Source organism: Leisingera sp. M527 (assembly GCF_025141525.1).
GTDB lineage: Bacteria > Pseudomonadota > Alphaproteobacteria > Rhodobacterales > Rhodobacteraceae > Leisingera.
This window is the reverse complement of record NZ_CP081037.1, coordinates 891496-905384: the sequence shown is the minus strand read 5'-3', so window position 1 is coordinate 905384 and position 13889 is coordinate 891496. Positions and strand designations below refer to the sequence as shown.

The window sequence follows — 13889 nt, the reverse complement described above, 5'->3', positions numbered from 1 at the left end:
GGAAGACCCTCATCAGATAGAAGCCCAGACCATGACCGCCTTGAACCTTGCCAGCCCGGATCTCCTCCGGACGCTGCTGCGCGCAGGCCTGCCCACCGCAGGTGGCCTATCGATTAATGCCGCCCACCAGGGAGTGGACAGCTACTTTGTCGGCCAGCTCGGACCAGAGGCACTGGCCGCCGTCAGCCTAGCCCTGCCCCTCACCGGCCTCACCGCCGCGATTGGCGTGGGGCTCGGCATCGGCACCGCCGCCGCGGCCGGCCGTGCCCTGGGCGCCGGCCGCAAGCAGGAGGCCGCCCGCCTCGCCTCCGCCGCTATGGCGCTCTGCCTGCTGCTGGCCGCCCTGTCCGCTGCTGCGCTTTGGCTGGCCCGGCTGCCGCTGCTGGATGTGCTGGGCGCCACGGGAGCGGTGCGGGAGCCTGCCCTGCAGTACATCAGCATCCTCACCCTCTCGGCGGGGCTGGGAATGGTGCAAATCCTGTGCGATTTCACCGCAATCGGCAGCGGCCACGCCCGTTTCAGCCTTTTCAGCCTGATCTTCTGCTTCACGCTCAACATGGCGCTGGACCCGTTGCTGATCTTCACCGCGGGCCTCGGCGTGCGCGGTGCTGCGCTGGCCACCGTACTGGCCCAGCTTGCCACTCTCGCCCTCTATGGCTGGTATTTCACAACTTCCCGCACCCCGTTGCGGCTGCGGCCGCGCCTTTCCGGCAGCGCCCTTGCCCGCCTCTGGCCGGTTCTGCGCATCGGCCTGCCTGAGGCGGCCTCAGTGCTGGGGGCCAGCCTCGCCTTTCTGCTGCTCTACCGCCTGGCCGGCGAGCACGAGGGCACCGCTGGCCAGGCCGCCATGGGCATCGCCCTCAGGCTCTGGGTGCTCGCCACTCTGCCGGTCGAGGGTTTCTGTCTCGGCGCGCAGGCGGTGCTGGCTTATGCCGCCGGTGCAAACAATACCGCCCGCTTTGCCCGCGCGGCGCTCACCACCGCAGCCATCGCCACCGCCGCCGCCAGCCTGTTTCTGCTGACGGGTCTGCTGGCCGCGCCGCAAATCAGCGCCCTGTTCACCCTTGATCCTGCGGTTCAGTCCCTTGCCGAACCCGCGCTGGCAGCGTTCGCTCTGTCGCTGCCCGCAACCGCCTTGCGCCACGCGGCCCAAGTCAGCCTGCAAGCCACCGCCCGCGCCCGCGATGCCGCTCTCCTGGGCCTCGCACCGCTGGGCTGGCTGTTCCTGCCGCTCCTGTTCACTGCCGCCGGTTTTTGGGGCTTCGCCGGGCTTGCCCCAGCACTGTCGCTTGCGGCGTTCCTTACTGGCTTCGCCGCTGTCCTGATCCTGCTGCGCCTGCCGCACACTCCCCTGAAAGGTCTTCCCGCATGAACGATTACTCGCCCACCCTGCCCGCCGCGTCCGACCGGCTCACACCCGATCTCATCGCCCCGCATGATCCCATGCCGCATGGCGCCTGTTCGGTGCCGGTGTTCCAGACCTCTTCCTTTCTGTTCGACCGCTACGAGGACCTGGCCGCCGTCTTTGCAGGCGAGTCCAGCCGCTATGTCTACAGCCGCGGCAACAACCCCACGGTGGCTGAGCTGGAAAGCCTCATCGCCCGGATGGAGGGCGTGGAGGCAGCGCGCGGCTTTGCCTCCGGCATGGCCGCCATTGCTGCCGCGGTGATCCCCTTTGTGCAATCCGGCGACCGTGTTGTGGCGGTTGAGAACCTCTATTCCGACGCTTTCCGCCTGTTCGAATGCTTGCTGAAGAAGTTCGGTGTGACCACCCAGTATGTAGACGGCACCAATACCCAGGCGGTGCTCGATGCGCTGCCAGGCGCGGCGCTGATTTATCTGGAAAGCCCGGCCTCCTGGAGCTTCACCACCCAGGATCTGCGCGCCATCGGTGCCGAGGCGCGCCGGCTGGGGGTGATCTCGGTGATCGACAACAGCTGGGCCACGCCGCTGTACCAGCGCCCGGCGGAATTCGGCATCGACCTGGTGGTTCACGCCGCCTCCAAATATCTCGCAGGCCATTCGGACACGCTGGCAGGCCTGATTGCAGGCCCCAAGGCGCTGCTTACCCGTATCGACCACGAGGCTTATCATTTCCTTGGTGGCAAGCTTTCACCCTTCGACGCCTGGCTGGTGCTGCGAGGCATGCGCACCCTGCATCTTCGAATGGCCCGCCACATGCAGAACGGGCTGGCGCTGGGGCGGGCCCTTTCTGCCCATCCCGCCGTCGCCCGCGTCCGCCATCCTGCTTTTGAGGCCAACCCGGGCAACGCCTGCCTGTCGGGCTATGGCGGGCTGTTCGCCTTTGATCTGGACAGCAGCGTCGACATTCCCCGTTTCACCAATGCGCTAAAAGTAGTGAAAATCGGCGTCAGCTGGGGCGGCCCGGAAAGCCTGGTGATCCCCGCTCAGGCCGCCCTGAGCCTTTCCGGCCCGGCCAATGTGTTCCAGCGCTTCGGCACCCCCGCCGGTTCGGTGCGCCTTGCTGCCGGCCTGGAAAACGCCGATGACCTGGTGGCGGATGTCCTGCAAGCCATCGCGGAGGCGCGCTAATGACACCGCTGCCCCCTGCCTGCGCCACCGGCGAGACCTGGACAGGCGCCCGCTGGCACGACGTGGCCGACAGCGTGAGCGGCGTCATCCGCCGCATCTTCGTCTGGGTTCCTCCTGAAGAGCCCCCCGCCGACGGCTGGCCCGCCCTGTTCATGACAGACGGCAATGCGGTGATCGGCACCGCAATCGACGCAATGCGGGCGCAGGCCTGTTACCCCTCAGGCACCAATGTCGGCTGGGGCGTGCTGATCGCCATCGGCTACCCGACGGACGGCGCCTATGACCCTTTCCGGCGCAGCTGGGACCTCGGTCCGCCGCCAGGGCAGACCTATCCTCCGTTCTACGAGGACAGCGAACCGGTACGCACCGGCGGTGGAGAAGAAATGGCCCGCTTCCTGCTGGAACAGGTTCTGCCGCTGGCAGAGTCCTGTGCGCCGCTCAACCCTGCGCACCGCGGATTATTCGGGCATTCCTTTGGAGGGCTGTTTGCCCTGTGGCTGCTGTTCAACCAGCCGGGCACCTTCAGCCACTGGATCGCTGCCAGCCCTGCGATCACCTGGGAAGACAGCTTCCTGTTGCAGCATCTGATCCGTTTCGATCCCGGCCCGCACAGCCCCTATGTGCATCTCTCCGCAGGCGAATGGGAGGGCGCGCGCCTCGCCCCTTTCCAGACGGAGGCCGCAGAGGCCGCCGAACGGCTGGCCGAGAAGGAAAAGACCCGGACTATCGCCGCAGCACAGGACATGGCCGCTGCGCTGAACCAGCTTCCGGGGGTCAAATCTGACTATGAAACCTATGCCGGAGAAAACCATATGTCGGTGCTGCCTGTGGCAGTGAACCGCGCGATTCAAAAGGTGTTTGCCCTCAGTTAACACCCGATTTCACTGTGAAAATGTCTCCCGGCCCTGTCTTCAGGCGCCGGGTTTTCCGGTTTGAAAACAGGCTCCTCCGCGCATATCCGAAAAATACAGAATACCTGATATTTTTTGTAAATTTCCTCCGCCCTGCAGCGTTCTCAAAGCAGTCCCGGCGCACGCCCGCGCCGACCAGCAAACGGAGGACCCAGCGTGTCATTGGATTACGCCTCAGATCACAGCCCGCCCCATTGGGCCCGGCCCGGGCCCGGCGGTGTCACGGTTTACAGCCAGGGCACCGCGCAAGAAATCGCCGTCACGGACCATGGCGGCGGCAAACTGCAGCTCGCGGCGCCCGCCAGCCCGCTCAGCCTGGCCACCCTGCTGGCTGCCTGCGAGGCCCTGACCAGCCACGCGGCCGAGGAAGTTCTGGTCGTGCTGAAACGGGAAGACTTCGCCTCTCTCGAACAGGAACTGCTCTCCACCGGTGCTGCCAGCCTGCTGGACAGCAGCTGGCTAGCAGTCTTTCCAGAGATGCTCTGGCAGGTTCCGGACCTATGGCTGGCGCAGCAGTCCCGCAGCTACCCGCAGGCGCAGGTGGCCGGGCCGCATGGCAGCCACCCGCTGCGGCCGCCCAAGCCGTCAGGCCTCCTCTACCATCGCCGCATCCCCTGGCTGCAGCAGACCTTCTCGCTGCGCGCGCTGGATCCTGCTGCGGACCTGGAGCTGTTCCACGCCTGGATGAACGACACGCGCGTCGCCGCCTTCTTCGAGGAATCCGGAACCCTGGAATACCACCGGAACTACCTCTCCCGGATGCAGGCCGATCCGCATATGATGCCGGTCCTTGGCTGCCTCGACGGACGCCCCTTCTGTTACTTTGAACTCTACTGGGCACGTGAAAACCGCATCGGCGCCCATTACCCAGCTGGGGATTGGGACCGCGGCTGGCATGTGCTGGTCGGTGACCCCGAAGCCCGCGGCGCCGACTACATCACCGCCTGGCTGCCCTCGCTGATGCATTACATGTTCCTGGCGGAGCCCCGCACACAGGCGCTGGTTGGCGAACCCGCAGCCAGCCACACCCAGCAGCTGCGCAACCTGACCCGATCCGGCTTTGCCGCGGTCAAGGAGTTCGACTTTGCCCACAAGCGCGCAACGCTGGTGCGGCTGAAGCGGGAGCATTTCTTTCAGGCCCGCCTCTGGTCCCGCCCCAGCCCCGCAGATCCCGGCCGCCCGCTGCAACTGTCCCCCTTTGCCCAACTGAAACCCGGAGAAACCCGATGAGCGAACCGCAACACATCCACGACATGATCGGCGTGGGCTTCGGCCCGTCTAACCTGGCCCTGGCCATCGCCCTGCAGGAACGTGCGCAGGCCGGGGCGCCAAAGCTGGACGCCCTCTATCTGGAAGCCAAACCCCGCTTTGCCTGGCACCCGGACATGCTGCTTGAAGGCTCGGACATGCAGGTTTCCTTCATCAAGGATCTGGTCACCCTGCGCAATCCCGCCAGCCCCTACTCCTTCCTCAGCTACCTGCATGCACGGGGCCGGCTTGAGCGCTTCGTCAACCGAAAGAGCTTCTTTCCTAGCCGGCAGGAGTTCAACAGCTACCTCGTCTGGGCCGCTGCGCAGTTAGAAGACACCTGCCGCTATGGCCAGCGGGTGACCGGTGCCGAACCCGTCCAGGACCCCGGCGGCACCGGCGAGGTCCTGGCCGTCACCGCCGAGGACGAGACCGGCAGGCAGATCCGCTACCTGACCCGGGATCTGGTGCTGGCCATCGGCGGCAAGCCTGCCATCCCGGACACTTTTGCTGCGCTGCAAGACCACCCCGGCGTGGTCCACAGCTCCAGCTACCTCAGCACAGTCCAGCCCAGGCTGGCGGCAGCGGACAAGCCGCTGAAAGTGGCGGTCATCGGCTCGGGCCAGAGCGGTGCCGAGATTTTCATGGACCTCGCCAATGACCCGTCCCGGCCCCAAGTGGACTTCATCTTCCGCAGCCACGCGCTGAAGCCTTCGGACGACAGCCCATTCGTGAACGAGATTTTCGACGCCAGCTTCACTTCCCACGTCTACCAGCAGCCTGCAGACCAGCGCCGGGCGTTGATGGCGGAGTATTCCAACACCAACTACGCAGTCGTGGACGGCGATCTGATCGACCAAGTTTACGGGTTGTTCTACGAACAGGAAGTGGCCGGCGGCTCTGCCTACAGGCTGCTGCGCAGCACCTGCGTCACCGCTGCAGCAGTCAGCGGGCAACAGACGCTGCTGACCTTGCAACCGGCTCAGGGCGGCGAAACCCGCAACGGCGCTTATGATCTGGTCATCCTGGCAACGGGCTACCGCCGCCGCCTGGGAGAAACCCTGCTGGCCGGGCTGGAGCCGCACGTGCATTTTGAAAGCCCGGACCGGAACTACCGGATGCGGACCTGCGGGACCTTCCGCCCCCGCATCTTCCTGCAGGGTTACTGCGAGGAGACCCACGGGCTGAGTGACACTCTGCTGTCGGTACTGGCGGTGCGCGTCGATGAGATTGCCGAAGCACTCCTGACGCCGCAGCCCGCACAGCTCGCCGCCGCGGAATAGCTCGCCTCCGGCGGCCCGCAACAGCGGGCCGCACACCCGTTAACGGCAATTACCCGCCAATTTCACACGCGAGGATTGACCTAGCAACCCACCTGGCTGATAACGGGAGCGCAACCCAGGGCCTGCACGCCCAAAGGCAGTTTTCCCAAAAAAACATCACCTTTCCGGACATTTATCCGGGTTCATACCGATGGGATTGCCATGCCGGATCATCCACGACCGCGCGTCTGCGAAGACTTGATTGAAGAACTTGTCAGCCACCGCAGGCTGCATCTGTGTTCCGCCCTGAAGCTGGTTGGCTCGCTAGACGCCGCCGAAGACGTGATCCAGAACACAGCCCTGAAATGCCTGTCTTTCAAGCCCGGCAGCCTGCCGGACAGACCCCGGCCCTATGTGGCGCGGATGGTGCGCAATGCGGCCATCGACTACCTGCGCAAATCGCGCCGTGAGATCCCCACGGATTTCGGGGACGAGGGCCAGCTGGCAGCGGCCGGCGTGACTCCATTGTGCGGACGGGCAAGCCTTGAAAGCAAACAGGCGCTGCAAGCGGTTGTCCAGAGCCTTGCAGACAGCCCCCCGCGGAACCGCGACGTGTTCCTGCGTCACCGGCTGGCCGGCGTCCTGCAAAAAGAAATTGCAGAGGAGCTTCAAGTCTCCCGCGCGTTGATCAATGTGATCGTACGCAATGTCCAGCAGCGCTGTGCCGATGGACTGAAAGGGGCAAGTTAGATTGGCGTCAAGCTTCTCCTAATGAATGGCTTTGATCGGCTTTGTCGCGTGAATCGGGTGATGGGATTCATCCCGCGAATCCAGCATGATAGCTGGGAACCATGAGCAGTTGGTCCCCGACGAGGTACAAGATCACGAACTGGCCTTCGTACAGCGAGCCATTGATGCGCAATGGTTCAAGCACAATGGCGAGCGCACTAAAGCAACGCGGATCGCTTTCAGTCTTGATTGATCCCGGGGTGACCCGGCATTGATCAGTACGCACGCCGTTACATCTGCAGCATGACGGCTTACAGCCGAGCTGTTTGAACAACTCTATCTGTTTTCCTGATTTGGTCTGCTCCGTCTTAAATCTGCAGCTGCGGCAAAAATTGCGGCATCACAGGTATCTCTACGATCACCGTGCGCTTATTGCCAAGTCGCTCTTTGCCCGAAGGCGAGGAGGAGATGGTCGATGGACAGCCGAAGCTTCGGGGGCATGTGTTTGACTGGCGGCCAAACGGCTTGTACCGGCAAAGGTTCCGGAACTAATTCAGGCAGAACCTGAAGCAGGCGTTCATCCTTCAGGTCATCGTAGACGATGAACATCAGCAGAAGCGCTATCCCAAGACCTTCCAGAACCATACCGCGCATCGCTTCGCCGTTGTTCATCATGACCCTGGAAGGGATCGGCGGGTCAGCCGGCTTGTCAAACTGCCAGATTTCACCCAGCCGCTTGTTCTGACATCCAATCGCGGCATGTTCTCTAAGTTGCCCGGGCTTAATGATCGGCCCGTGCTTTTCGAGATAATCAGGGCTTGCGACGATCGCTCGCGGATCCTCGCAAAGTGTGCGAACAACCAGGGTGCTGTCCGGCATCGCACCGACGCGGATAGCGGCGTCAAATCCGGGCCGCCCCAAGTCAACCTTTGAATCATCGTATTCGATAATGACCTCAAGGTTTGGGTGCAGGCTGGCAAACTTGGCGGCCATTCGACCTACGTGACGGGTCCCAAAGCTCATCGGAGCTGAAATCCTCAACCGGCCATGCAAGCCATGATCATCCGCCGCCCCACACTCGGTGGCTGCTACGAGTTCACTGAATGCAGGCCGAACGCTCTCGGCGCGCGCACTGGCAGCATCCGTGGCGCTGATCCGGCCTGCATGGCGTGTAAACAGGGCGACGCCAAGGCCTTTTCGAGATCGCTGATCCGTTTGCTAATGACAGACTTTTGAAAGGCCAGCCCGTGTAGCAGGTTCGGAGATGGAACCCGTGTCCACCATACTGAGGAAGGTTTCGATTTCGTTTATGCTCCAGCGCATATGTTCAAAATAAACATTTTTCCAAAATGCGGGAAAAGGTTCCGTTCGCTATTTTCGAACACTGCGTTGCTGCCGCGACTGCTTCAGGCATCGGCCACCGCGTCGTTGCGGACGCTGATGCGCCGGGCGGACATCCACTTAAAATTGCTGAGGAATTGTCGGGGATCATGGCGTTGGATCAGCCTGAATCGAAGAAGCCCCCGCTGGTGGCGAGGGCTTGGTTGGAAACGTTGGTTGCGGGAGCAGGATTTGGACACTGCTTCATCCAAGCCCGATAACCTTCAGTCTGCAACGCGGCCCAGAAGTGAAGCAGGGCCCTTCTTAACAAATGTTCCAGCCAACTACTCATCAGAACAGCAGAGTAGTCGGCCAGATTTCTTAAAAACGCTAATTCAATGTTTTTAGGTATGCCAACAGGTCGCTGATCTGCTGTTCCTTTTTCAATCCCGGGAAGGCCATCTTTGTGCCTGGAAGATGTTTCTTTGGTGCCGCTAGGAATCCCGTCAGCTGTTCCTCGTCCCAAGAGAATTCCGCCTCCTGCATTGCAGAGGAGTATTTGTACCCTTCGACCGCCCCCGCAGGCCTGCCCCAGATACCAAACATTGTCGGCCCGACTTTCTTCTTACCCTCCTCCACTGCATGGCAGGCGGCACATTTCTTGAACACTTTTTCACCTGCGGCCGCATCACCATCTGCCGCTGCGGCTTGGCCACTGCCAATTCCTAGGATAACGGCCAGTAGAATGTTCCTCATCACTTCGTTCCTTTCGTGGTTTTGACATCCATCATTGAGTGTTTTGGGTGAGATAGACTTCGGCGCGGCTCCTTGCTGAGAGCGGGCGCATGGCTTGGGAACCAGCCCAAACGAGGCAAGCGGCCTTCACGACCTCAGCCGCGATGTACACCAAATGAAGCGAGCTTTCCTTCACTGGCTGACTTGCAATGATGGCCAGAGTGCGCTCGTCCAGAACTGGCAGGATCCACAATCTTTGCAGAGCAAAAGCTGCAAATGCCGCAACCAATTGCCAGCTGGGCATCCGCTTGGACGCAAGGAGCAGGGCCAAAATGAGAAAGGCGCAAACTGCTTCAGCCACTCCCAGCCATTGAAATTGCATTCGGCCCACATCCAGGGCCACCGGCAAAGTAAGAGAGGGTGCCTGAAATTTGGCCGGCGCTGCAATCAGGTTTCCGGCAATCGCCGCTCCGGACCATATGAAGATGATCGCAACCATAGGCTTAGCCACATCAACCGGAGACTGCCCGGCAAAGGTTTCCAAACCGCTTCTGTCCGCGAAAAAACCCATCAGTGCGCCTCCTTCTCACTCTGAAGAACTGCGTCGCTTGCGGTCACGGCCTGCATCCGCGGTTTGGAGGCGGCACGCCAATACCCGTAGCCCATGATCCCCGCACCCGCAAAAGCGTTGCCCAGAGTGACGAAAGTGAGGTTATGAGCCGCCCCCGCCAGCGAGATGCTCTCCGGGTGATCAGACAGCAAGGCAACCGAGAAGACCGTCATATTGGCGACGCTGTGCTCGAAACCCGCAGCAATGAATGCATAGAGGCACCAGAAGATGACGATGCATTTGGTTACATCATCCTTGGACCGTGCCGCACACCACAGGGCGAGGCAGACCAGCCAGTTGCACAGGACCGCCTTGGCGAATAGCTGCGGTGCTGATCCGTGCATCTTCTTGGCGGCGACCTTGTACAGAAGCGCGTCTTCGCCGGCGCCCAGGATCAGGCCCCCGCCCCCTATCACAAACAACGCCGCCAGAAGTATCGCGCCAACCAGGTTGGCGGACCAACTTGCCGCCCAGCAGCAGGCAAGGTCTTTCAGGCTGCTGGTGCCGGTCAGCAATCCATGCGCCATATACATGGTGTGGCCGGTAAACAGCTCCGCTCCGGCAAAGACCACCAGCGTCAGTGCGATGCCAAAGCTTGCCCCCATGACAATCGGGCGGAAGGCCCCTTCGACGCCCTGCCCCACCGAGAAGATCAATAGGATTCCTGCGCCGACAAAGGCGCCGGCCTTGAGCGCCAGGATCAGGAAAGCCAGTGGATCGGTGCGCAGGCTCTGGCTTTTCTTTTGCGCCAGCTGCGCAAACCCAAGAACAGTATCGGAATAAGTCATGTCAGTTCATGCTCCGCATTTGGTGTATCCGTCAGTGCTCAGCGGCAGCCAGCGCGGATGTCCGAACAAAACCGGGATGGCCCAAAGGCAGGCCAGAGCCGCGGCAAGATAAAGAAAGGCAAAGCCAAGATCCTGCTGCGCGGACACCAGATAAGAATTACAGATGCGGACAGGCGCATGAGTGTAAAGGAAACCCAAGACCCCTAGCATCGACAGCGCATTGGCCTTAATGAACCCGCGCAGGATCGGACCCAGCCAAGGCCAGGACAGCCGCAGTGGCAGTCCCAGCAACAATGGCAGCGATGCGTATTTGACCAGCTCGCCCGCTGGCGTCAGCGCCCAGTCCACATTGAGCGGCAGCATCCAGAACAGTAAGGCCGTCAGGGCTGTCAGAAGCAGCGGCACCGCCCAGTGGCGCGGCACACTCAAGTGCCACCCGGCCACCGCTCCAGCCAGCACCAGCAAGGGCATCTGCACCAAAACATGCTGAATCGGACTGCTAACAGCTGCCTCCCGCAGGGCAACGGCTTCGGCCAATGCAAGCAGTCCCAGGCAAATCATCCTCATGGCTGAACCTCCCGTAGATGGGCAGCCACCGCCTCCACCGCATCAGTATCAAAGACAGCCGAGAACCGGCCGCTGCCGTCAATCACATGGATTGCCGCGTTGTGCTGGTAGCCGCCCCATTCATCGGGGATGACTGTCACATCAAACAATTCCAGAAGCCCGTCCAAGTCACTTTCTTCCGGCCGGGCAACGATCCACACTGCGCCATCTGCCTCATGGGCATCGCCGTAGATGGCCATCTGCTCCGGAGTGTCCCGCTGCGGGTCAAAGCTAACTGAGATCAGCCGTGCCTTCACATCCTGAGCCTGCAACCGGCCGCGGACCTCGGCAAAATCCGCCGCCGCGATCTGGCAGATGTCACCGCAGACCGTGTAGATGAACTCAACCAGCACCACCTCGCCCTCCTGCGGCAGCAGCGGCACGCGCTGGCCGGACATGTCCTCCAGTATCACACCCGGCACCGGGCGGGGCGACCGGGCGACGTCCAGCCGCCGGGCCGTTTCGCTTGTGAAGGCGCGCGCCCCGTCCGTGGCGTGCCAAAGGATCCCGCCGCCGATCAGGGCGGCGAGAAATGATGGGAATGCGCGCGCCAGCATCAGTTGCTGCTCCGGCCCAAGCGCGCCACAAACCGCAGCACAAAGATCAGGGTTCCCAGCACCACCAGTGCGCTGAAGGCTGTACCGATGCGGTCATGAGTAAGCCATTCCTCGTAATGCACCGCCCAGCGGCGCGGGATTGAGGCGGCACCGGAGAACAGGAAGACGATGACAAACCCGGCAGCGCCAGCGAGATAGGTGGCAAAGGCCGCGCGGTCCAAGCCGCCCATCTCGGCAATGGCTTTGCCGCGCACCAGCCAGGCCATGAAGCCGAAGGCCATCGCAACTTCACCCAGCAACAAGTAGGTGTGGAAATGGCCCGGCACCCACATGGTGTTGTGCATCACCTTATTGACACTGATCATCCCGTCGATCGACGCCGGGATCGACCCTACGGACCAGCCCGCCACCGACAAGACCAGAAGCGCAGAGGCCAGATCCCAGGTCATTTTCGATCCGCGCACATAGAGGAAGGTGGAAAAGGCCGTAACTGCGATCAGAGGAATGCCGCTGAAGTAGGAGACCAACTGTCCCACCACCAGCATCCAGGGCGGCATTACCACATCCTGCAGCAGGTGGTGCCAGTAGACCGCCATCACGAAGATCAGCACCGCATTCCAGGCGATCGCGAACACCCGGTTCGATTTCCAAGGGCGACCGGTGTATTCCGGCAGGATCTCGTAGACTGCGGTCACCGCCATGTAGATCGAGGCGTTGATGAAGACATGGCCGAAGAAATAGATCAGGTTCTTGGCCAAGAGCGCGTCGACCTCAAACCCCGGCACCAAGAGATGCACCAGGCTGGCCACCAGAACGGCCGCACCCAAAATGATGCCGATAGAGTTGAAGATGGTGACGGCTGCCGCAGCAACAATGGTCGGCGGCGGCGGGTTGTTGTCTTCGCGGCCCAGGATCAGGTTCCAGCCCAGCGCCCGCGCCAGGCTGCCATATCGCGCATGGATCTGGCGCCCCAGCTCCAGATAGTAAAGCAGGAAGCCAACACCGATCGACACATAACCCAGCATAAAGGCCGCGGCAGCCCCGGCCTCCCAGGCGCCGCCGGACAGGGCGGGCAGCGGGAACAGGAAGGTCCAGGCACCGCCAAATCCGCCGATGAAGATCGCGCCCAGGATCAGCACAACACCCAGCAGGAACAGGCCGAGAAAGGCCCAGAAGATACCGGCGGTCAGTACGACGTAACGACCGCAAAAATACCACATGATGGCGGCCCCTGAGAGCGCGGCGGTACCAACCATGCCCGCGCCATGGGCTGTCAGGATTTGATAAAAAAGCGCCGGATCCAGCTCGATCCACTGGCCCTGAGCGGCACGCATGATCAGTCCGAAGACCATCATCAGCGCGAAAACCGCACCTGACAGGATCATGGTCAGCTTGACAGCGCTGGCCTGAGGATTGGGCTGAGGCCCGGCAGCGGCCCGATCAGCCACAGCAGATTCAGATGCAGTGTTCATTTATCCCTCCACCGCTACAACTTCGAATTCATTGACCATGTCGTGGTGGGCCACCCCGCAGAACTCCATGCACAGGAGCTGGTAGCTGCCCGGTTCGGTGAACGTATAGGTGACCTTGGTTGTGTAACCGGGAATCGCTTGGACCTGGGTCAGCAGCGTCAGCTCACTGTCATAGATACCCATGCCGTGGGTGACGTCCTCGGTCGTGACGTTGAAGTTGACCGGCTTCCCAACCGGAATTTCGGTGGTGTCGATATCCCACCACCACTGACCGCCACTGACATTCACCTCCATCGCATCGCCGGTACTGGCCAACGCGTGCGGCCAGCTGCGCAGAGAGCCTACGGACACGATTACACCGAGAACCACCATCGCCCAAATCAGGCCGGTGCGTTTGCTGTTGGCATTTGGCCCGGGGGCTTCGCCCTGCGAAGCCCTGGCTGCCATGTAGAAGACCGCTGACAGCAATGCCATCAGGATCAGCGAGATCAAAAGAACAACTGGCTGCATGTGCCGCCCCCTTTAATAAGTATTTATAATGCTTATTATTGAAGGACGTCGATACATGTCAATGAAATACGTATTTCCAATACGTGTTTTTTGTGAGAAGAGTGCTTATGCAGATTTCAAAGTTTTCAGACTACGCACTTCGCATCCTGATCCACCTCTCCACCCATGAGGAGGGGCTAATGTCTACACGTGAAATTGCGGAGATGCAGAAGCTGCCCTTCAACCACCTGGCCAAGATTTCCCAATGGCTGACTCACGAGGGCTACGTGGAATCAGTGCGCGGGCGCAACGGGGGCATGCGGATGGCACTGCCGCCGGAGGCTATATCAATCGGCGGGCTGCTGCGTAAGTCTGAGCGCGGCACACCGCTGGTTGAGTGCATGAAGGAAGATGGCGGCTGCTGCGTGATGACCCCGGCCTGCGGCCTATTGCCGATCCTGACCGAGGCACAGGAAGTGTTCTTTGCCGCACTAGACAGCAAGACCCTGCAGAATGTTCTGGAGGGAAACCGCGGAATGAAGAACCTGATTCGGGCATTGGAAGCTGGACGAGGGGCTGCTTGAAGCCATTCATACGCAAAATATTTGC

At 61.6% G+C, this 13889-nt stretch carries 15 protein-coding genes; 7 read left to right on the top strand and 8 right to left on the bottom strand.

The window, feature by feature from the left end:
* The first annotated feature begins 31 nt into the window (after window positions 1-31).
* The 6 genes from K3555_RS04600 to K3555_RS04575 all read left to right on the top strand — a co-directional run bounded on the left by K3555_RS04600 (window position 32) and on the right by K3555_RS04575 (window position 6724).
* The gene (locus K3555_RS04600; protein WP_260007558.1) at window positions 32-1372 is read left to right on the top strand and encodes an MATE family efflux transporter; all 1341 of its coding nucleotides are present in this window, start codon (window positions 32-34) and stop codon (window positions 1370-1372) included.
* The gene (locus tag K3555_RS04595) at window positions 1369-2553 is read left to right on the top strand and encodes a PLP-dependent transferase (protein ID WP_260007555.1); all 1185 of its coding nucleotides are present in this window, start codon (window positions 1369-1371) and stop codon (window positions 2551-2553) included. Before K3555_RS04600 ends, K3555_RS04595 begins: the two co-directional genes overlap by 4 nt.
* A complete protein-coding gene (locus tag K3555_RS04590; protein ID WP_260007554.1) occupies window positions 2553-3425 on the top strand; it encodes an alpha/beta hydrolase in 873 nt (290 codons plus the stop codon). The genes K3555_RS04595 and K3555_RS04590 overlap by 1 nt, the downstream gene beginning before the upstream one ends.
* 195 nt (window positions 3426-3620) lie before the next feature.
* Complete coding sequence (locus tag K3555_RS04585) at window positions 3621-4694, top strand: GNAT family N-acetyltransferase (protein WP_260007553.1); 1074 nt, start codon at window positions 3621-3623, stop codon at window positions 4692-4694.
* A complete protein-coding gene (locus K3555_RS04580) occupies window positions 4691-5995 on the top strand; it encodes a lysine N(6)-hydroxylase/L-ornithine N(5)-oxygenase family protein (RefSeq protein WP_260007552.1) in 1305 nt (434 codons plus the stop codon). The genes K3555_RS04585 and K3555_RS04580 overlap by 4 nt, the downstream gene beginning before the upstream one ends.
* Window positions 5996-6196: 201 nt before the next feature.
* The gene (locus K3555_RS04575; RefSeq protein WP_260007551.1) at window positions 6197-6724 is read left to right on the top strand and encodes a sigma-70 family RNA polymerase sigma factor; all 528 of its coding nucleotides are present in this window, start codon (window positions 6197-6199) and stop codon (window positions 6722-6724) included.
* Between the two features lie 408 nt (window positions 6725-7132).
* Here the strand turns inward: K3555_RS04575 and K3555_RS04570 are convergent, their stop codons facing one another.
* The 8 genes from K3555_RS04570 to K3555_RS04535 form a co-directional block, all read right to left on the bottom strand.
* On the bottom strand, window positions 7133-7726 hold the full coding sequence (locus K3555_RS04570) for a substrate binding domain-containing protein (RefSeq protein ID WP_260007550.1): 594 nt from the start codon (window positions 7724-7726) through the stop codon (window positions 7133-7135).
* A gap of 687 nt (window positions 7727-8413) precedes the next feature.
* Window positions 8414-8779 (bottom strand): cytochrome c family protein, encoded by a 366-nt coding sequence (locus tag K3555_RS04565; RefSeq protein ID WP_260007549.1) that lies wholly within the window; start codon window positions 8777-8779, stop codon window positions 8414-8416.
* A 31-nt stretch (window positions 8780-8810) separates the two neighbouring features.
* On the bottom strand, window positions 8811-9329 hold the full coding sequence (locus K3555_RS04560; RefSeq protein WP_260007548.1) for a hypothetical protein: 519 nt from the start codon (window positions 9327-9329) through the stop codon (window positions 8811-8813).
* The gene (locus K3555_RS04555) at window positions 9329-10156 is read right to left on the bottom strand and encodes a formate/nitrite transporter family protein (protein ID WP_260007547.1); all 828 of its coding nucleotides are present in this window, start codon (window positions 10154-10156) and stop codon (window positions 9329-9331) included. Before K3555_RS04555 ends, K3555_RS04560 begins: the two co-directional genes overlap by 1 nt.
* Before the next feature lie 6 nt (window positions 10157-10162).
* Window positions 10163-10723, bottom strand: a complete 561-nt coding sequence (locus K3555_RS04550; RefSeq protein ID WP_260007546.1) for a hypothetical protein — start codon at window positions 10721-10723, stop codon at window positions 10163-10165.
* Window positions 10720-11319, bottom strand: coding sequence for an SCO family protein (locus K3555_RS04545; protein ID WP_260007545.1), 600 nt, complete (start codon window positions 11317-11319; stop codon window positions 10720-10722). The genes K3555_RS04550 and K3555_RS04545 overlap by 4 nt, the downstream gene beginning before the upstream one ends.
* The gene (locus K3555_RS04540) at window positions 11319-12791 is read right to left on the bottom strand and encodes a cbb3-type cytochrome c oxidase subunit I (protein ID WP_260007544.1); all 1473 of its coding nucleotides are present in this window, start codon (window positions 12789-12791) and stop codon (window positions 11319-11321) included. The genes K3555_RS04545 and K3555_RS04540 overlap by 1 nt, the downstream gene beginning before the upstream one ends.
* The gene (locus K3555_RS04535; protein WP_260007543.1) at window positions 12792-13301 is read right to left on the bottom strand and encodes a cytochrome C oxidase subunit I; all 510 of its coding nucleotides are present in this window, start codon (window positions 13299-13301) and stop codon (window positions 12792-12794) included.
* 107 nt (window positions 13302-13408) lie between these two features.
* Here K3555_RS04535 and K3555_RS04530 point away from each other — a divergent pair, with 107 nt between their 5' ends.
* Window positions 13409-13864, top strand: a complete 456-nt coding sequence (locus K3555_RS04530; RefSeq protein ID WP_014875439.1) for an Rrf2 family transcriptional regulator — start codon at window positions 13409-13411, stop codon at window positions 13862-13864.
* Window positions 13865-13889: the final 25 nt, after the last annotated feature.